Genomic DNA, 19,028 nt, shown 5'->3' on the forward strand with positions numbered 1-19,028 from the left:
AGTGTTATATCAAAAAAATGAGGGGTAAAATATTAAAAATGATTAAAAAATAATTTTATCCCTAATATCTAAAGGGTATATTTGTTTTAAATTTAAAAAAAGTATAAAATTTTAGTAATATGTCAAGGATAAGATTTAACGCATTACAAGAAACTCTTCACAGAAGTCCTAAAAATGTAATTCAAAAAGAAAAAAGATCTACACTTTTTGGTCAAAATGTATTTAATAAATATGCTATGCAACAGTATCTTACAAGAGCTGCATATGAGAGTGTGATGAATGCAATTGAGCACGGAACTAAAATAGATAGAAAAATTGCAGATCAAGTAGCTGTCAGCATGAAAGATTGGGCAATGTCTAAAGGTGCAACTCATTATACACATTGGTTTCAGCCGCTTACAGGTGCAACAGCAGAAAAACACGATGCATTTTTTGAGTCTATAAATGGTAGTTTGGCAATGGAAAAATTTGATGGAGAGCAGTTGGTTCAGCAAGAGCCAGGTGCCTCTAGTTTTCCGAATGGCGGAATTAGAAACACTTTTGAAGCCAGAGGATATACTGCTTGGGACCCAAGTTCACCGGCATTTATTTACGAAACAACCTTGTGTATACCAACTATTTTTGTGTCTTATACAGGCGAAGCTTTAGATAATAAAACACCTTTGTTAAGAGCTTTACAAGCCATAGATACTCATGCAACTGCTGTTTGTAAGTATTTTGACAAAAACGCAAATAAGGTGATTGCAACCCTAGGTTGGGAGCAAGAGTTTTTTTTAATTGATGATGCTTTGGCTCTTTCTAGACCAGATTTACAGTTAACAGGTAAAACCCTTTTAGGGCACTCGCCAGCAAAAGGGCAACAGTTAGATGATCATTATTTTGGTACTATACCTGCCAGAGCAATGAGTTTTATGCAAGACTTAGAGCAAGAATGTATGCTTTTAGGGATTCCTGTTAAAACAAGGCATAATGAAGTGGCGCCTAATCAGTTTGAGGTAGCACCAATTTTTGAAGAAGCTAATTTAGCAGTAGATCATAATTCTTTATTAATGGATGTGATGCAAAAAGTATCTCGCAGACATCAATTTAAAGTTCTTTTTGATGAAAAACCATTTGCAGGTATAAATGGTTCTGGTAAGCACAACAACTGGTCTTTATCTTCAGACTCTGGCACTAATTTATTAAGTCCGGGTAAAACACCAATGAAAAACTTACAGTTTTTAACCTTCTTTATAAATACAATTAAGGCAGTTAACACTTATGAAGAGTTGTTAAGAGCTTCAATATCATCTGCAAGTAATGAACGTAGATTAGGTAAAAATGAAGCACCACCCGCAATCATGTCGGTTTTTGTAGGTAGTCAATTATCGGCTGTTTTAGACGAGTTAGAAAATGTAACTAAAGGAAAACTATCACCCGAAGAAAAAACCGATTTAAAGTTAAATATTATTGGAAAAATACCTGAAATTTTATTAGATAATACTGATAGAAACAGAACTTCTCCGTTTGCTTTTACAGGTAATAAATTCGAGTTTAGAGCAGTAGGTGCAAGTGCTAATTGTGCAATACCAATGACGGTTTTAAACACCATTGTAGCTAAACAATTAAAAGAATTTAAAAGAGAGGTAGATTTTTTAATTGATGAAAAAGGCTTGAAAAAAGACGAAGCTGTTTTTAATATTCTAAGAGAATATATTAAAGAATCTAAAAATATTCGTTTTGATGGTGATGGTTATGGCGAAAGTTGGAAAAAAGAGGCTAAAAAAAGAGGCTTAAGTAACAATACAACAACTCCAGATGCATTAAAAGTTAAGGTTTCTAAAGAAGTGGTTGCCCTTTTTGAAGAAATGGAAGTTATGAATAGCATAGAGGTTACTGCTAGGTATGAAGTAGATTTGGCTACTTATGCTAAAAAAATGCAAATAGAAGCTGGGGTAATTGCAGACATTGCAAGAAATCATGTAGTGCCTACAGCTGTTATTTATCAAAATACATTACTAGAAAACACAAAGAATTTAAAAGAAATTTTTGGTAATGATTATAAAAATATAGCCAAAGAACAGATAGAATTAATTATGAATATCTCGAACCATATTACTCAAATTAATGCATTGGTAGTTAAAATGGAGGCAGAGAAATCAAAAGCTAATTCGCAAGTATTATTTAAGTCTGCAGAAACTTATAGTCAAAAAATACAACCATTTTTTGATCAAATTAGAGAGCACTGCGATCAATTAGAAACCATGGTAGATGACAATTTGTGGCCGTTAACAAAATATAGAGAGTTATTATTTATAAAGTAAAAAATAAAGCACCTGTTAAAAAAAACAGGTGCTTTTAAAATAATGAAAAAGGCTTTCTTATTTACATAATTATTTGTTAACGGTATATTGTGCCATTAAGTTTTTAAGAACAACGTTAATTTCACACCCTGTATGTTTTAAAGCAATAATTTGTGGGTGAAGTCTTGTTTTTTCATCATAAATTTTACCTTTTACGACACCTATTGCTTGTAAAAAAATTTGATTGATAGAAGAAGTGATTTCAGAATTTATAGGTAAAATTGCCGTAATTTCTTTAGACTCTATTCCAATAACTTGATAGCCAACAGTACCAGAAATATTACCGTCTTTTGCAGCATTACCGATAGCGACTAAACTACTAATGTCTATGTTGTTTTTAAGGGCTTTAATATTGGCAATAATTCTTAAACCTATTCCTATTTTAGCGTATCCCTGGCAATCTTCTTGCCCTGTTTTGTCTATATTATGAATAATATATTTGTTGTAATCTATGATTAACCGGTAACTTCCTTTGTTTACAGATCTACCTGAATAGTAATATTCGATATTCCCTTCATTATTAAATTTTTGAATTGTAGTTTCCATAGATTCATTAGGCACAAAGTTTAAAACAGCCTGCTTGTCTAAAGACATTTGAGTGGTAGACAAATTAACAATCTTATTATTTGCAGAAGTGCTTAGTACCAAATTTTTTATTTGTACAGGTGGAATCGGAATAAAATCGATATATTTTTTTGCTGATACTTGAGAAGAAATTGTAAAACTAATAAAAGTAAGTAAAGTAAGTAAAGTAAGTTTGTTCATTTTTAAGGGTTAAGAGTTAATTATTAAACCAAATATAGCAATATATTTCATATATCATAACGTTACTTTTTTTATTCCATTTTTAGAAGTGTAATGCTACTTTTTTTTAATTCTAAAATATTCAAGTAAAAATTCATCGTTTTTTTTAAGCAAAAGATTAAATTTGCAATTCAACACAACAACATGAGCTCAGAAGTTTCAAAACGATACGCACAAAGAGGCGTTTCTGCATCAAAAGAAGATGTACACAATGCTATTAAGAACATAGACAAAGGGTTATTTCCTAAAGCATTCTGTAAAATTGTACCCGATTATTTAACAAATGATGAAGATTATTGTTTGATAATGCATGCAGATGGCGCTGGTACAAAATCTTCTTTGGCATATATGTATTGGAAAGAAACTGGCGATGTTTCTGTATGGAAAGGTATTGCACAAGATGCGTTAATTATGAATATTGATGATCTATTATGTGTAGGTGCAACGGATAACATTATGTTGTCTTCTACCATTGGTAGAAACAAATCTAAAATTCCTGGTGAAGTTTTATCAGCAATTATTAACGGAACAGAGGAGTTGATAGAAGACTTAAAAGGTTTCGGAGTTACCATACATTCTACTGGAGGTGAAACTGCAGATGTTGGCGATTTGGTAAGAACTATTATTGTAGATTCTACAGTAACTGCAAGAATGAAACGTACCGATGTTATAGACAACGCAAACATAAAAGCTGGTGATGTAATTGTTGGTTTAGAGTCTTTTGGACAAGCAACTTACGAATCTGAATACAATGGTGGAATGGGCTCTAACGGATTAACATCTGCAAGACACGATGTTTTTCATAAGTATTTAGCAGAAAAATATCCAGAAAGTTTTGATGCTGCTGTTCCTGAAGAATTGGTGTACTCTGGAAATACAAAACTAACCGACAAGGTAGCGAATTCTCCTATTGATGCGGGTAAATTAGTTTTGTCACCAACAAGAACATACGCGCCAATTATAAAAGAAATTCTATCGAAATATACCGCAGATAACGTTCACGGAATGATTCATTGTTCTGGTGGTGCGCAAACCAAAATATTACATTTTGTAGATAATTTACATATTGTAAAAGATAATATGTTTGAGGTTCCGCCTTTATTCAAGCTGATACAAGAACAGTCTAAAACAGATTGGAAAGAAATGTACCAGGTGTTTAATTGTGGACATCGAATGGAGATTTACGTTTCTCCAGAAATTGCATCAGATATTATTGCAATCTCAAAGTCTTTTAATGTAGCTGCTAAAATTGTAGGTAGTGTAAAGGCTTTAGATTCTAATGATCATAAGAACAACAAAAAACTCACTATTAAAAGTGAGTTTGGAGTTTTTGAATATTAGATTCGTAGAGGTTATTTTTGAGAAATCAAAAAGGAAACCCATATTTTAAACATTTTCTTTTTTTGGAGTATATAAGATAATACCCTGAACTATAATAGCCAATACAATAAGAATGTAAATTTCTATGCTAGTAAATAAGTCTATTTTATCAATGGCTTTTTTACTTATAGACATTTGTCTTTCTCCTTCTATTAATTGAATTTTAGACAGATTATTTAGGTCCTCTTTAAGTTTATGTATTCCGTTTTGTATAGCTTCTTCATTCGTAAATGAAGTATTAAGGTAAATGGTTTCAGCTTTTTTTAGTTGCAATAGATGCTGTTTAAATTGTACAAAAACAGCTTCTTCCTCTTTTGTTAACTTGGTATTTTCAAATCCTATAAGATAAGTATCAATTTCGGTATTTGTTTTAATGTTTTTATCTAAAAAGAAGGCTGTATTCTGTTTAGCGATTGCTAGTTCTTTAGTATGAATAGCGTTAGATAATTTTAAAATTAAATCTTTTGCAACAAGTCTATCTTCGTAGATTGTAACAGCAGAATCTTTAACTCGAATAAAATTTGCTCTATCAATTAGATTTGTTGCTACTATTAGTCCAAAAATAATTAAAATTCCTAAAATCCACTTTATTTTATTAAATATCTTCATAGTCTTATTTTAACGATCTCTCACAAATATAAAGAATAATTACATCAATTTTTAAACTGTAATATCAATTTTATTAGCGTAGATATAAGAATTATTTATCATTTTCGACACTTGTATTTCAACCTAATTTACACAAGTTGAATGTCTAGAGTTAATAGTTTCTGTTTATTCTATTGCAAATTTTACAAACACAAATGCTTTTACATTAATTGGTTTAAATTCAATGTCTGGTGCTTGGTATTCTTCTTTTAAACTTTTACTCATTACCATTACTTCATGCACATCAGCATTTCTGCTATATAAATATCCGCTCGAGTTATTTTCTGTAATATGTATTGCTCCTTTTATTTTTTGATTCAAAGGTTTTAATAAAGCCTCGGCTTGTATTTTGGCACGTTGCATGGCTTTCGTTCTAAGTGCTAATTGTAAGGCCTCAATTTTAGAATATTCGGTTTTTTCGATGTGTACATTAGAGATACCTACTTCTTCTAAAGCAACAATAACTTTACCTGCAGTTTGAGTATCAAAGAGCTGTAAACTGTACTTTTTATTTTTTATGACGTCTTTTTTCTTTAGAAAGTATTTTTTAAAATTACTCCCTAAATCAGATAAGGTTAGTTGTTTTTTGGTATCTATTTGTAATGCTTTTAGTTCATTCATCATTTTGGCTTCTAATTCTTCTACAGAAATTTTGTTTTTTTCATCTAATTCGTTGATAAAAATAGATAGGTATATTCGGTCAGGTGAAACTAAAGAATCTGCGCTTGCACTCATTTCCATATAAGAAACATCTAAAAATGTTTTGTTTTGTGCAAAAGAAAAAGCGGTAAAAAATAATAAGGCAATCCATGTGATTTTTTTCATAACAGTTGGTTTTTAATTGTTTGATACTACTATATCAAAAGTAGTACCAAATTTATAAGTGTTTTTAAGTTTGCTGTTTTTGTGTTGATGTATTTTAAGATACTAAAATGAAATATGAAATTTTCCGAATAAAATTGTAAATTCGCATTCCAAGAAAAGTCTAGAAGATGATAGAAAAAATAAGAATTGTTAAGCAACGTTATGATGAGGTTTCTGATTTGATTATTCAACCAGAAATTATCATGGATCAGAAGCGTTATGCGCAATTAATGAAGGAATATAAAGATTTGGGTGATGTTGTGAAAAAAGGTGATGAATACCAGCAACTTACAGAAAATATAGAAGAAGCTAAAGAAATAATTGCAGACGGTTCTGATGCAGAAATGACAGAAATGGCAAAAATGCAGTTAGAAGAAGCCAATACTAGAATTCCGCAATTAGAAGACGAAATAAAGTTTTTATTAATTCCTAAAGACCCTGAAGATTCTAAAAACGCGGTGGTAGAATTGCGTGCAGGAACTGGTGGAGATGAAGCAAGTATTTTTGCAGGAGATCTGTTTAGAATGTATTCTAAATATTGTGAAAGCAAAGGATGGAAAGTGTCTACCGTAGATTACTCTGAAGGAACCAATGGCGGATTTAAAGAAATTCAGTTTGAAGTTACAGGTGCAGATGTATATGGAATTTTAAAATTTGAAGCAGGTGTGCATCGTGTGCAAAGAGTACCACAAACAGAAACTCAAGGTCGTGTGCATACATCAGCAGCTACTTGTATGGTGTTTCCAGAGGCAGAAGAATTTGATGTAGAAATTAATCCAAAAGATGTAAGAATCGATTTTTTCTGTTCTTCAGGTCCTGGTGGTCAGTCTGTAAACACAACCTATTCTGCTGTTCGTTTAACTCACATTCCTACTGGTTTGGTAGCACAGTGTCAAGATCAAAAATCGCAACACAAGAATAAAGAAAAAGCATTTAAAGTATTGCGTTCTCGTTTGTACGATATGGAGTTGGCTAAAAAACAAGCAGAAGATGCTTTAAAAAGAGGTTCTATGGTTTCTTCTGGTGATAGAAGTGCAAAAATTAGAACGTATAATTATGCACAGGGTAGAGTAACAGACCACAGAATTGGTTTGTCTTTATATGATTTGCCAAATATTATGAATGGTGATATTCAGAAAATTATTGACGAATTGATGCTAGCAGAAAATACAGAGAAATTAAAAACTTTAGGAGACGGTATTTAAAATTTCTTATTAAAAAATAAAACCTCAGAATTTTCTGAGGTTTTTTTATGCGCTAGTTTTAGTGACATTTATTCTCCAAATAAATGCAATTCTGTAAATTCTTTGTCTAAAGTAATTGTACTTGTCTCTTTATTAAAAGAATCTATGGATATTTCTACATTATCTAATTGTACAGAAGTTACTTGAAAAGGTAAATTATAAAACACAATTTTAAATTTAGTGTAATCTGCATTAAAATCTCCACGTTTGTGTTGTTGTAAAATAAATTCGTTGTTTTTACCCGTAGTTTTAAAGCTTCGCAAGCTAAATCTTCCTTTTTTATAATCATACCCATCATGTGCATCATCATATAATTTAGAGATTTCTTTACCATCTTTGTAATAAACATCTAACGTAATTTCATCAAAATCTTTTTCACCAACATATTGTTGAACAGGGTATTTTGGAATGACAGCTCCTTCTTTGATAAAAATTGGCATGCTATCAATATCTGCATCTACCCAAACTTCTTTACCACCTTCTATCTGCTCATTAGTCCAGAAATTATACCATTTACCTCTAGGAATGTACATTCTTCTTCCTTTTGCGTTTGGTTCTTGAATAGGACATACTAATATTTTATTTCCATACACAAACTCATCACTTCGATAATGTGTTTGATGATCTTCTTGGTCATACAAAACCAAAGATTTTAAAATAGGTGTGCCGTCTGTAATGTATTCCCAGAAAGCGGTGTATAAATAAGGAAGTAGTTGGTATCTTAATTCTACAAACTTTCTTACAATATCTGTAATTTCATCTCCAAAGACCCAAGGCTCTTGGTCTCCGTGATCTCCGGAAGAATGTACTCTACAAAACGCATGAAAAACGCCTAATTGAATCCATCTAGCAAATAATTCGCCTTGTGGTTGTTCTGCAAACCCACCAATATCAGAACCAGCAAAAGAAAATCCAGACATGGCCATTCTTTGCGCTTGGTTGTTGGCAATTGCCAAATGTTCCCAAGTTGCAACGTTGTCTCCCATCCAAGTAGACGTATATCTTTGCGCCCCAGAATAGGCAGATCTTGTAATTACAAAAGGTCTTTTTGGATAGGCATATTTTTTTAAACCATGGTACGTTGCACGTGCCATTTGAGTACCATAAATGTTATGTGCTTTTCTATGAGAGCATGGGTTGCCATCATAATCGTGTCTAACATCATCCGGAAAAGATTTGTTTGGTACATCCATTACAGCAGGTTCATTCATGTCATTCCAAACACCTTTTACTCCAATTTCTTCTATTAATTCTTTAAATAAGCCAGACCACCATTCTCTAACTTCTGGTTTTGTGTAATCAGGAAAATAACATTCTCCTGGCCATACCTTTCCTTTCATATAGGGGCCGTCTGCTCGTTTACAGAAATAGTCTTTGTCTAATGCTTCTTTAAAAACATTGTATTCTAAATCAATTTTAATTCCCGGGTCTATAATAACCACTGTTTTAAAACCATCATCTTCTAGCTCTTTTACCATTCTTTTAGGATCCGGAAAATGATTTTTATCCCAAGTAAAACATCTAAAACCATCCATATAATCGATGTCTAAATAAATAGCATCGCAAGGTATTTTTAAGTCTCTAAATGTATTTGTAACCGCTTTCACATTTGCTTCTGGGTAGTAACTCCATTTACATTGATGAAATCCTAAAGCCCATAATGGCGGTAACGCATGTGGTTTTCCTGTTAAATCTGTATAGTTAGCAACTACATCTTCCATTTTAGGACCGTAGATAAAATAGTAATTCATTTCGCCACCTTGCGCCCAGAAACTGGTTACATTTCTTCGTTCGTTTGCAAAATCGAAATGAGTTTTAAAGGTGTTGTCAAAGAAAATACCATACGCTTTATTGTCTTGCAATGCTGTGTAAAACGGAATTGCTTTGTAAATAGGGTCTGTGTTTTTACCAAAAGCATAAGAGTCTGTAGCCCAGTTTTCGAAGCGTTTTCCTTTTAAATTAACATCAACAGGTTTGTCTCCTAAGCCATAAAAACTTTCTGCCTTTTGGCAAGTTTTACTCATTTTCACAATGTCTCCACCAAATTCATAACTTTCTTCCCAATGAAAACCAATTTCATCTTCATTAATTAACTTGTTGTCAATGGCATCATAAATTTTAACTTGCAAACTACTTCTTTCTACTGTGCAAATTAATTTTGAAGTTGTAATGGTATAATGAGTGTCGTTTTCAGAGATATTTAAAAAATTATAGCCTCTGCTAGCGTGTATTGTTACGCCATAAGAAAAGTCTTTTTCAAATTTACCTGTAGTACAATACCTAAAACGAATAACACTATCTCTAACAACGGTAAGTTGAAGTATTACATTGTTTTCGGTTGTAAAATATAAGGTGTCTACATCTTTTTTGTAGCTTTTTATTTTTGAAGGAAAAAGATTTCCTTTTTGTTCTAATTCTGTATTAACAATCATATATAAACTGTTTATTTAGGAGGTGTAAAAATCGTAAAAGTTTGTAGGTTACTATTCTGAAATCGCCTTTTTTTACGATAACGTATTCGTCTAACTTTAAACGAAATTATTCTTTATTTATTTAGAAACTAGTGCAATAGTGAGATATTTATTAAAAAAGCAGTACTATTTTTTATACTTCTAAAAATGCCCATTTTTATTACGGAGTATTAAAAAAAAACTTTCTTTATTACGAATTTAATACCGACATTAAATCTAGTTTAACTGTATTTTAAAGCGATCATACCTAAAGGTGGAAGTTTTAATACTACCGAATGTTCTCTTAGATTCCAATCTATTGTTTCAGAGACAACAGTCGTGTTTTTAAAATTGTCTGTTCCGTTGTATTGTATTTCATCGCTATTAAAAATTTCTTTTAAAGTACCATTTTTAGGCAAACCAATTCTATAAATTTCTCTTGGTATTGGCGTAAGGTTTAAAACAATAATAATATTTTCTGTTGCTGTTTTGCCTTTTCTAAGAAAGCTAATGACAGAGTTTTCATGATCTCCATGATCTATCCATTCAAAACCATCAGAAGAAAATTGTTTTTCATGCAAAGCAGGCTCTTTTTTGTATAATTTATTTAACTCTTTTACAATATTTTGAGCGCCTTTGTGTACATCATACTCAAGTAAATGCCAGTCTAAACTACTGTTAAAGTTCCATTCGCTCGTTTGCCCAAATTCATCTCCTTGAAACAATAACTTTGCACCCGGGTGTGTAAACATAAAGCAATATAGCAATCTAAGGTTTGCAAATTTTTGCCACTCATCACCAGGCATTTTTTCTACAATAGATTTTTTACCATACACTACTTCATCATGAGAAAGAGGAAGCATAAAATTTTCTGTAAATGCATAGTTTAAACTAAAGGTTAATTCATTTTGATGGTGTTTTCTGTAAATTGGTTCTTTGGCAAAGTAGTCTAAAGTATCGTGCATCCAACCCATCATCCATTTCATGCCAAAACCTAATCCTCCAAGAAATACTGGGCTAGATACCATTGGGAAAGATGTAGATTCTTCTGCAATGGTTTGTACATCTGGAAAGTTTTTGTAAACCGCCTCGTTCATTTCTTTTAAAAAAGAGATGACTTCTAAGTTTTCTCTTCCACCAAATTGATTTGGTTCCCATTCACCATCTTTTCTAGAATAATCTAAAAACAACATCGATGCCACAGCATCAACTCTTAGGCCGTCTGCATGGTATTCTTGTAGCCAAAAGATGGCATTGCTTATTAAAAAAGATTTTACCTCATTTCTTCCATAATTAAAGATTAAGCTTTTCCAATCTTGATGGTATCCTTTTCTTGGATCTGGATGTTCATAAAGGCAAGAACCATCAAAATTCCCCAATCCGTGGGCATCAGAAGGAAAATGAGAAGGTACCCAATCTAAGAGAACTCCGATGTTATTTTCATGAAATTTATCCACTAAAAATTTAAACTCATCAGGATATCCAAAACGAGCCGTAGGTGCAAAATAACCGGTTAATTGATAACCCCAACTTGGGTCATATGGGTATTCCATAATTGGCATAAACTCTACATGCGTAAAATTCATTTCTTTTACATAGGTTACTAGATCGTCTGCCAATTCTACATAACTTAAAAACCTATTTTCTTCTAATTGTTTTTTCCAAGAACCTAAATGAACTTCATACACAGAAAAAGGCGCCTCTAAAGAGTTGTGCTTTTTTCTGTTTTTCATCCAATTTTTGTCTTTCCAACCATAGTTGTCCTCCCAAACAACAGAGGCCGTTTTTGGCGGATGCTCAGCCCTTCTTGCATACGGATCTGCTTTTTCTTCGCTACCTGTACTACTTGTAATTTTGTATTTATATAGGTTTCCTTTATTCACAAAAGGAATAAAACCTTCCCAAATACCGCTAGAATCCCATCTTACATTTAACAAGTGTTGTGTTGTATTCCAATAATTAAAATCTCCTATAACAGCTACTTTTTGTGCGTTAGGAGCCCAAACAGCAAAATATGTACCCAGTATGCCATCTTTGGTTATTATATGAGCACCAAATTTTTCGAATAATTTATAATGTTTACCAGCCTTAAAAAGACTGATGTCAAAATCTGAAAAGAGACTGTGTGCTATAACTTTAGACATGTTTTTTGTTTAGATTGATGTGTTTTAAATACGAGTTCCTTTTGGAATAGTAGCACCTTTTTTAATAATAACAATACCTTCTTTTACTTGGTATGTATCTGTTTCTATATTTTTTAAATGCATACCACCGTTAATGACAGTGCCATCACCAATTCTACAATTTTTATCGATGATGCAGTTGTTTATAGTACAATTGTCTCCAATACCAACTAGGTTTTCTATCTTTTTATTTTGAATGTCTTCTAAAGATTCGTAAAAATCATTACCCATCATATAGGTGTTGGTTACCACACTATTTTTACCAATTCTAGAACGAATACCAATGACAGATTTTTCTATTTTTTCGGCATTAATAATACAGCCATCTGCAATAATGGTTTTATTTAAAGTAGTATTTGCAATTTTAGAGGTTGGTAAAATACGGGCTCTAGTATACACACGATTTTCATCATATAAATTAAATTTAGGCAGTTCATCTGTCAGTCCTATATTTGCTTCAAAGAAAGAATCTATGTTACCGATGTCTGTCCAATAACCTTCGTAAGGATAACTCATGGTTTTATGTTTGCCAATAGCTTGTGGTATAATTTCTTTACCAAAATCTATTGTGTCAGGATTGCTCATCAACTCTACCAATAAATCTCTATTAAAAATGTAAATTCCCATAGAGGCAAGGTAATTTCTGTCAGCATTTTTCATTTCTTGGCTTACATTGGATGTCCAATCTGGTAATAATTCTTTTTTAGGTTTTTCTATAAAAGAAGTAATGGTATTGTTTTTATCAGTTTTTAAAATACCAAAAGAGGTAGCATCTTTTGCATTCACTGGATAGGTGGCTATCGAAATTTTGGCGCCACTTTGTTCGTGTTTCGAGATCATGTCATTAAAATCCATATTGTACAACTGGTCTCCAGACAATATAAGTGCATATTCAAAATCATGTTGTAAAAAATGATGCATGCTTTGCCTTACAGCATCTGCTGTTCCTTGAAACCATTTGTCACTTTTCATGGTTTGTTCTGCAGCCAAAACATCTACAAAAGCAGCGCTAAAAAAACTAAAATGATATGTGTTTTTGATATGTTTATTTAAAGAAGCAGAGTTGAATTGCGTTAACACATACATTCTTTTAATATCAGAATTGATACAATTAGAAATAGGAATGTCTACCAATCGATATTTACCGGCAATTGGCACCGCAGGTTTAGACCTATCTGCGGTTAAAGGATACAATCTAGAACCTTGTCCGCCACCTAAAATAATACCAAGCACTTTGTCATTTATCATAATTATTTTTTTAAAGATTTATATAAGTTAACGTATGTTTTGGCAGAATTGTTCCAAGAATTATCAATTGCCATTATGGTTTTTAAATTGCTTCTAAATTTTTTAGTTTCCGAATAAAATTCTGAAGCTCTTCGTATTGCTGCGTTTACATTAGCTGTGGTTACCCCATCATGTAACAAGCCAAAACCGTTATTATCAATATCAATTATGGTGTCTTTTAACCCTCCAATAGCGTTTACGATGGGTACTGTTCCGTAGCGAAGTGCATACATTTGGTTTAATCCACAAGGTTCTACACGAGATGGCATCAACAGAAAATCTGAACCTGCATATATTTTATGCGCTAAATCTTCATTGTAACCAATATAGGTGTTAAAGTTAGGGTCTTTAATTGAGGTTATTTCTTTTTCTGTATCTGGATTTCCAGAACCTAATAGAAGGATAGAGATGTCTTTGTGTGAAAGTGCTTCTTTAAAAATTTCTGCGAATAAATCTGCACCCTTTTCACCAACCAATCTACCAATAAAGGTGTAGAGTGGTTTTTTTACATCTAAATTAAATTTATTGCAAAGCCATTTTTTATGTTCTTTTTTACCAGAAATTACGGTTGTAGAACTGTAGTTTTTCAAGAGTCTTTTATCGGTTTCCGGATCCCAAACTGCGGTATCAATACCATTAAGAATTCCTACACATTTTGCGCTTTCATGAAGTAGTAAATTTTCTAGACCGTTTGCATTTTGTTTTAACTCTATCATGTATGATGGCGAGACAGTAGTTACTCTCCAGGCACATTTTATGGCAGCTGCAAGTGGGTTCACTGTATTGTCCCAGTCTAACAAACCAACATCTTCAAAATTAAATGGAGGTAGTAAATTTACTTTATCATGAGAAAACCAACCTTGGTATTGTGCATTGTGTATGGTTAAGACAGTAGGTATATTGCTTAAAGGTTTGTATTTGTAGCACCTAGAAACCATAAAAGGAATTAAGCCTGTATGGTAATCGTGCAGATGTAAAATATCTGGGTATTCATGACCACTTAGTATCCAATCTAGCGTTGCAATTTGAAACGCTAAAAAACGATCCGTATCGTCATTTGTATATACATTTTCTGTAAATAGGAGTTCTTTAATATCTACACAGTACAATTCAAACCCCAAAGAACTGTCAACCAATTTAAGTATGTTAAATTGAAAATATTGATGCCCAAGAGCAATGGTGTTTTTATAAACCTCAGTAAAGGTATGCTGCTTGGTAAACCTGTTGTTGTAAAAAGGCATTACAACACTACTCGTAGTTTTTAAGTTGTTTTGGTATTTCGGCAAAGCGCCAACAACGTCTGCCAAACCTCCAACTTTTGCAATAGGAAAACATTCTGCACTTATATGTAATACTTTCAAAAGAATAAAATGAATTGATTAGTATCTCAATTTACAAAATATTTTTGAAGTTGAACGGTACTTTTTTGGAATTGCTACTTAATTAGTAATATCTAAAAATGATTAAAGATTATGTATCTAATTAAAATAATTGAGGTCTTTAATTATGAATTCCTTTTCTTATTGATTTTATTTTATAAAAATAAAGCCCAAAAATATTTTTTTGGGCTTTAAGTTTTTACTTTATTTTTGATGTTTCATAATCTCATCTTGAAGTTGCCTTCTCAGTTTTTGCTCTCTTTCTAACCCTTTTTTTCTACTTTCTTCATATTCTTCATTAACTGCAGACAAATCATTTTGAGCCTTTTTTGTTAAAATATTACTTCTAAGATATTTAAACACAAAGTAGCTCATGCCCGCAATTAAGATAATAACAAGTATCCACATTAAAAAATTATAGGCTAGTTTGCTAAGGGGGATTCCAAAAAACGAAATTGTATTTTCTTTTTTAATAGCAGTTTCTAAGGCTTTCTTTGTTTCATTTAAATCGTCCTTAAGTGCTGTTTCAGTATTATTAGCTGTAACTAATAAAAGTTCCTTTTTAGCGATAGTAGCCTCTAATCGCTCTAAGCTATCTAAAATATTGGCCTTTAATTTGTTAAATTTATCTTTACTGATTACTTTATAAGTCTGGTAACTAGAAGATTTTTTGTAAATCTCATCAAACTGATTTTCTATTGTATTTACAGGTTCCAAAGTTTCTTGTGAGAAAAAAGTAGCAGTGGTTAATAAAAGTAGTAAAGTAATTAAAGGAGCTCTCATCATTTATTTTTTATGACGTGTAAATTAATAAAAAAAACCCAAACTAAAAAGTTTGGGTTTTTTAAATAAGCAAGTATTGTTAATTATTTTATTTTCTCTACAACTGCCTTAAAAGCTTCTGGGTTGTTAACCGCTAAATCTGCTAAAACCTTACGGTTTAATTCGATATTGTTGGTTTTTACTTTCCCCATAAACTGAGAATAAGACATTCCGTGTAAACGAGCTGCAGCGTTAATACGTACAATCCATAAAGAACGAAAGTTTCTTTTGTTATTTTTACGGTCTCTATATGCATAAAGCATACCTTTTTCAACCGCATTTTTTGCTACTGTGTAAACGTTTTTTCTACGTCCGAAGTAACCTTTTGCTGCCTTCAAGATTTTTTTTCTTCTTTTTCTTGAGGCTACTGAATTTACTGATCTTGGCATAATTTCAATGTTTTTTGTAGTAGGCGATTCGTTTAAGAATACTTTTTATTTTTGCCTAACTCCATGGTTAATAATTAAATTCCCTTATTAAACTTACTTTAAGTTTAATTGTTGTTTAATGTTAGACTCATCAGACTTATGTACTAAACCATCATGAGTTAACTTTAATTTACGTTTTTTAGACTTCTTTGTTAAGATGTGACTTTTAAACGCGTGCTTTCTTTTGATTTTTCCAGTACCAGTAACTTTAAATCGTTTTTTGGCGCTAGATTTTGTTTTCATTTTAGGCATCTCTCCTTCGTTTTTATCTTGCTTATTATTGTGAGTTAAAAAGTATAAAAGTTTATAATGTGTTTTAAAGTAGTGTATAAACTAGACTTTTAAACCTGAAGAACTTTTAAACCTTAAAACGTTTATTACTTTACTTTTTTAGGGGCAATAAACATAATCATACGTTTACCCTCTAATTTTGGTAATTGTTCTACTTTACCATACTCTTCTAGTTCTTGGGCTAATTTTAATAATAAAATTTGTCCTTGTTCTTTAAAGATGATAGAACGTCCTTTAAAGAATACAAAAGCTTTTAATTTAGCTCCTTCTTGTAAAAACTTTACAGCATGCTTCTTTTTAAATTCGTAATCGTGCTCATCTGTTTGAGGTCCGAAACGTATCTCTTTAATCGTTACTTTGGTAGCTTTCGATTTTAAAGATTTTTCTCTTTTCTTTTGTTCATACAAGAACTTCTTGTAATCAATAATTTTACAAACAGGTGGTTTTGCTTTTGGTGAAATTTCTACTAAATCCAATTCCTGCTCTTTGGCCAATTCTTTAGCTTTTTCTAAAGGATATACACCAACTTCTATATTTTCGCCCACAAGACGAACTTCGTCAACATATTTTATTTTTTCATTAATCCTATGCTGATCTTCTTTGATTACTCTTAACGGTCTTCTCGACCTGCTTCTACGAATTGCTATGACGTGTAAATTTAAAAATTAATGTTTCGCTGTTTTTCAGCGACCTATCTATTATTTGTCAAAATTAATTAAAATTTCTTCAATGTTTTACTTTCTTCTGTTTTAATTAAAGAAATAAATTCTTCAATTGTAAAAGTACCAAGATCTCCTTCTCCATGTTTTCTTACAGAAACGGTGCCGTCTTGTTCTTCTTTTTCGCCAACAATCACCATAAATGGTACTTTGCTAACTTCTGCGTCTCGTATTTTACGTCCAGTTTTTTCACTTCGACTGTCTACGAGGGCGCGAATTTCGGAATTTTCTAACGATTCTAAAACTTTTTCGCTATATTTTTGATATTTATCACTGATTGGCAATAAGATAACTTGATCTGGAGTAAGCCAAAGAGGGAAATTTCCTCCGGTATGTTCTAACAATACTGCAATAAATCGTTCCATAGAACCAAATGGTGCTCTATGAATCATTACTGGTCTGTGTGCTTGGTTATCTGAACCAGTATAAGTTAAATCGAAACGTTTAGGTAAGTTATAATCTACTTGTATGGTACCTAATTGCCAGCTTCTGCCCAAAGCATCTTTAACCATAAAGTCTAATTTAGGGCCATAAAATGCTGCTTCACCTTCTTCAATAATAAAATTTAAGCCTTTGTCTGTAGCTGCATTTATAATAGCTTGCTCTGCAATCTCCCAAGTTTCGGCATCTCCTATATATTTATCTAGGTTTTCCATATCTCTTATAGAAACCTGTGCAGTAAAGTCTTCAAAACCTAAAGAACCAAAAACATATAGTACTAAGTCTATCACTTCTTTAAATTCTTGGTCTAATTGCTCTGGTGTACAAAATATATGCGCATCATCTTGGGTAAACCCTCTTACACGAGTCAATCCATGTAGTTCTCCACTTTGTTCGTACCTATATACTGTTCCAAATTCTGCAAAACGTTTTGGTAAGTCTTTATATGAGTATGGTTTAAAATTATAAACTTCACAGTGATGTGGACAGTTCATCGGCTTTAATAAAAACTCCTCATCCATTTTAGGTGTTTTTATGGCCTGAAAACTATCTGCACCATATTTTTCATAATGTCCAGAAGTAACATATAGTTCCTTTTGCCCAATATGCGGTGTCATCACCATTTCATATCCTGCTTTTTTCTGTGCAGCTTTCAAAAAATCTTCAAGACGTGCACGAAGCGCAGCTCCTTTTGGCAACCATAAAGGCAAACCAGCACCAACTTTCTGAGAAAAAGTAAATAATTCTAACTCTTTCCCTAATTTCCTGTGATCTCTCTTTTTAGCCTCTTCCAACAACTCTAAATACTCTGTAAGCATTTTCTGTTTCGGAAAACTAATACCATACACACGTGTTAATTGATTGTTTTTTTCATCACCACGCCAATAAGCACCGGCAACACTCATCACCTTTATTGCTTTAATAATTCCCGTGTTTGGTATATGGCCTCCTCTACATAAGTCTGTAAAATTGCTATGGTCACAAAAGGTAATATCACCATCGGTCAAGTTTTCAATCAACTCAACTTTATATTCGTTTTGTTGTTCCTTATATAAAGACAAAGCATCTGCTTTAGAAACGGCTCTAATAGAAAACTTGTGTTTTCCTCTAGCTATTTCTAAAAATTTCTTTTCAATAGCTGCAAAATCTTTATCAGAAATAACACCTTCACCTAAATCTACATCATAATAGAAACCATTTTCAATAGCAGGCCCAATAGTTAACTTAGCTTTTGGGTAAAAACTTAAAATAGCTTCAGCCAATACATGGGCAGATGAATGCCAGAAAGCTTTCTTACCGCCTTCATCATTAAATGTATATAAAATTAAAGAACCATCGGTTGTAAGTGGAGTAGTGGTTTCTATGGTTGTGCCATTAAAATTTGCCGAAATTACATTTCTAGCAAAGCCCTCACTAATACTCTTTGCAACCTCCATTGGTGTGCAATTTTTCTCAAACTCTTTAATAGTTCCGTCTGGTAAAGTAATTTTAATCATTTAAATCAATCTAATTTTAGAAGCACAAAGATATTAGAAAACAATAATTCCTACAATATATATATGTACTTATTATAACGTAGTATTTTTTTTAGAGTTCCGCCCCCAAAAAAGGTTGCGTCAGGCTTTCCACTGTATCTTTTTTTTGTTGGATTTGTAAGTTATCAGATAATATTTATAGTTTGTTTTAGGGATGTATTTCCATTTAGCAGGTTATAATTACAAAAAAAAGGATGCCGTTTCAATCCTT

At 32.1% G+C, this 19,028-nt stretch carries 15 protein-coding genes; 3 read left to right on the plus strand and 12 right to left on the minus strand.

Features of this window, described 5'->3' with window-relative positions:
• Window positions 1-119: 119 nt before the first annotated feature.
• Window positions 120-2,303: a glutamine synthetase III gene (locus tag Q0678_RS10325; RefSeq protein WP_299057529.1), complete on the plus strand. Its 2,184-nt coding sequence runs from the start codon at window positions 120-122 to the stop codon at window positions 2,301-2,303.
• Between the two features lie 69 nt (window positions 2,304-2,372).
• On the opposite strand, the gene Q0678_RS10330 is transcribed toward Q0678_RS10325, so the two are convergent.
• Entirely contained in the window at window positions 2,373-3,107 is a 735-nt protein-coding gene (locus Q0678_RS10330) for a hypothetical protein (RefSeq protein ID WP_299057531.1), read from the minus strand.
• Window positions 3,108-3,290: 183 nt separating this feature from the next.
• Here Q0678_RS10330 and Q0678_RS10335 point away from each other — a divergent pair, with 183 nt between their 5' ends.
• Entirely contained in the window at window positions 3,291-4,487 is a 1,197-nt protein-coding gene (locus Q0678_RS10335) for an AIR synthase related protein (RefSeq protein WP_299057533.1), read from the plus strand.
• Between the two features lie 45 nt (window positions 4,488-4,532).
• Here the strand turns inward: Q0678_RS10335 and Q0678_RS10340 are convergent, their stop codons facing one another.
• Together Q0678_RS10340 and Q0678_RS10345 are read right to left on the minus strand one after the other, a co-directional pair.
• On the minus strand, window positions 4,533-5,135 hold the full coding sequence (locus Q0678_RS10340; RefSeq protein WP_299057535.1) for an MCP four helix bundle domain-containing protein: 603 nt from the start codon (window positions 5,133-5,135) through the stop codon (window positions 4,533-4,535).
• 165 nt (window positions 5,136-5,300) lie between these two features.
• Window positions 5,301-5,999, minus strand: a complete 699-nt coding sequence (locus Q0678_RS10345) for an SIMPL domain-containing protein (RefSeq protein WP_299057537.1) — start codon at window positions 5,997-5,999, stop codon at window positions 5,301-5,303.
• A 167-nt stretch (window positions 6,000-6,166) separates the two neighbouring features.
• Here Q0678_RS10345 and prfA point away from each other — a divergent pair, with 167 nt between their 5' ends.
• Window positions 6,167-7,243: a peptide chain release factor 1 gene (gene prfA, locus Q0678_RS10350; RefSeq protein ID WP_299057538.1), complete on the plus strand. Its 1,077-nt coding sequence runs from the start codon at window positions 6,167-6,169 to the stop codon at window positions 7,241-7,243.
• A 68-nt stretch (window positions 7,244-7,311) separates the two neighbouring features.
• Here the strand turns inward: prfA and Q0678_RS10355 are convergent, their stop codons facing one another.
• The 9 genes from Q0678_RS10355 to thrS form a co-directional block, all read right to left on the minus strand.
• Window positions 7,312-9,714, minus strand: coding sequence for a glycoside hydrolase family 31 protein (locus Q0678_RS10355; RefSeq protein ID WP_299057541.1), 2,403 nt, complete (start codon window positions 9,712-9,714; stop codon window positions 7,312-7,314).
• A 260-nt stretch (window positions 9,715-9,974) separates the two neighbouring features.
• Window positions 9,975-11,876 (minus strand): 1,4-alpha-glucan branching protein GlgB, encoded by a 1,902-nt coding sequence (gene glgB / locus Q0678_RS10360; RefSeq protein WP_299057543.1) that lies wholly within the window; start codon window positions 11,874-11,876, stop codon window positions 9,975-9,977.
• Window positions 11,877-11,900: 24 nt separating this feature from the next.
• Window positions 11,901-13,163 (minus strand): glucose-1-phosphate adenylyltransferase, encoded by a 1,263-nt coding sequence (locus tag Q0678_RS10365; RefSeq protein ID WP_299057545.1) that lies wholly within the window; start codon window positions 13,161-13,163, stop codon window positions 11,901-11,903.
• Between the two features lie 2 nt (window positions 13,164-13,165).
• Complete coding sequence (locus tag Q0678_RS10370; RefSeq protein ID WP_299057547.1) at window positions 13,166-14,563, minus strand: glycogen synthase; 1,398 nt, start codon at window positions 14,561-14,563, stop codon at window positions 13,166-13,168.
• Between the two features lie 222 nt (window positions 14,564-14,785).
• The gene (locus tag Q0678_RS10375; RefSeq protein ID WP_299057549.1) at window positions 14,786-15,367 is read right to left on the minus strand and encodes a hypothetical protein; all 582 of its coding nucleotides are present in this window, start codon (window positions 15,365-15,367) and stop codon (window positions 14,786-14,788) included.
• 80 nt (window positions 15,368-15,447) lie between these two features.
• A complete protein-coding gene (gene rplT, locus Q0678_RS10380) occupies window positions 15,448-15,792 on the minus strand; it encodes a 50S ribosomal protein L20 (RefSeq protein ID WP_299057551.1) in 345 nt (114 codons plus the stop codon).
• A 93-nt stretch (window positions 15,793-15,885) separates the two neighbouring features.
• Window positions 15,886-16,083 carry a 50S ribosomal protein L35 gene (rpmI, locus tag Q0678_RS10385; RefSeq protein WP_242178236.1) on the minus strand — a complete coding sequence of 66 codons (198 nt, stop codon included), beginning with the start codon at window positions 16,081-16,083 and terminating at the stop codon, window positions 15,886-15,888.
• A gap of 125 nt (window positions 16,084-16,208) precedes the next feature.
• Entirely contained in the window at window positions 16,209-16,727 is a 519-nt protein-coding gene (gene infC, locus Q0678_RS10390) for a translation initiation factor IF-3 (RefSeq protein WP_299057568.1), read from the minus strand.
• A 110-nt stretch (window positions 16,728-16,837) separates the two neighbouring features.
• The gene (gene thrS, locus Q0678_RS10395; RefSeq protein ID WP_299057560.1) at window positions 16,838-18,778 is read right to left on the minus strand and encodes a threonine--tRNA ligase; all 1,941 of its coding nucleotides are present in this window, start codon (window positions 18,776-18,778) and stop codon (window positions 16,838-16,840) included.
• Window positions 18,779-19,028 lie beyond the last annotated feature (250 nt).

This window comes from uncultured Polaribacter sp., assembly GCF_947497125.1.
Taxonomy (GTDB): Bacteria; Bacteroidota; Bacteroidia; order Flavobacteriales; family Flavobacteriaceae; genus Polaribacter.

Coding starts and splice junctions, on each gene's coding strand:
- Q0678_RS10335 (WP_299057533.1), top strand. CDS start 3,291: ATGAGCTCAGAAGTTTCAAAACGATACGCACAAAGAGGCGTTTCTGCA.
- Q0678_RS10345 (WP_299057537.1), bottom strand. CDS start 5,999: ATGAAAAAAATCACATGGATTGCCTTATTATTTTTTACCGCTTTTTCT.
- rpmI (WP_242178236.1), bottom strand. CDS start 16,083: ATGCCTAAAATGAAAACAAAATCTAGCGCCAAAAAACGATTTAAAGTT.
- Q0678_RS10325 (WP_299057529.1), top strand. CDS start 120: ATGTCAAGGATAAGATTTAACGCATTACAAGAAACTCTTCACAGAAGT.
- Q0678_RS10340 (WP_299057535.1), bottom strand. CDS start 5,135: ATGAAGATATTTAATAAAATAAAGTGGATTTTAGGAATTTTAATTATT.
- thrS (WP_299057560.1), bottom strand. CDS start 18,778: ATGATTAAAATTACTTTACCAGACGGAACTATTAAAGAGTTTGAGAAA.
- glgB (WP_299057543.1), bottom strand. CDS start 11,876: ATGTCTAAAGTTATAGCACACAGTCTCTTTTCAGATTTTGACATCAGT.
- Q0678_RS10355 (WP_299057541.1), bottom strand. CDS start 9,714: ATGATTGTTAATACAGAATTAGAACAAAAAGGAAATCTTTTTCCTTCA.
- rplT (WP_299057551.1), bottom strand. CDS start 15,792: ATGCCAAGATCAGTAAATTCAGTAGCCTCAAGAAAAAGAAGAAAAAAA.
- Q0678_RS10330 (WP_299057531.1), bottom strand. CDS start 3,107: ATGAACAAACTTACTTTACTTACTTTACTTACTTTTATTAGTTTTACA.
- prfA (WP_299057538.1), top strand. CDS start 6,167: ATGATAGAAAAAATAAGAATTGTTAAGCAACGTTATGATGAGGTTTCT.
- Q0678_RS10375 (WP_299057549.1), bottom strand. CDS start 15,367: ATGATGAGAGCTCCTTTAATTACTTTACTACTTTTATTAACCACTGCT.
- Q0678_RS10365 (WP_299057545.1), bottom strand. CDS start 13,163: ATGATAAATGACAAAGTGCTTGGTATTATTTTAGGTGGCGGACAAGGT.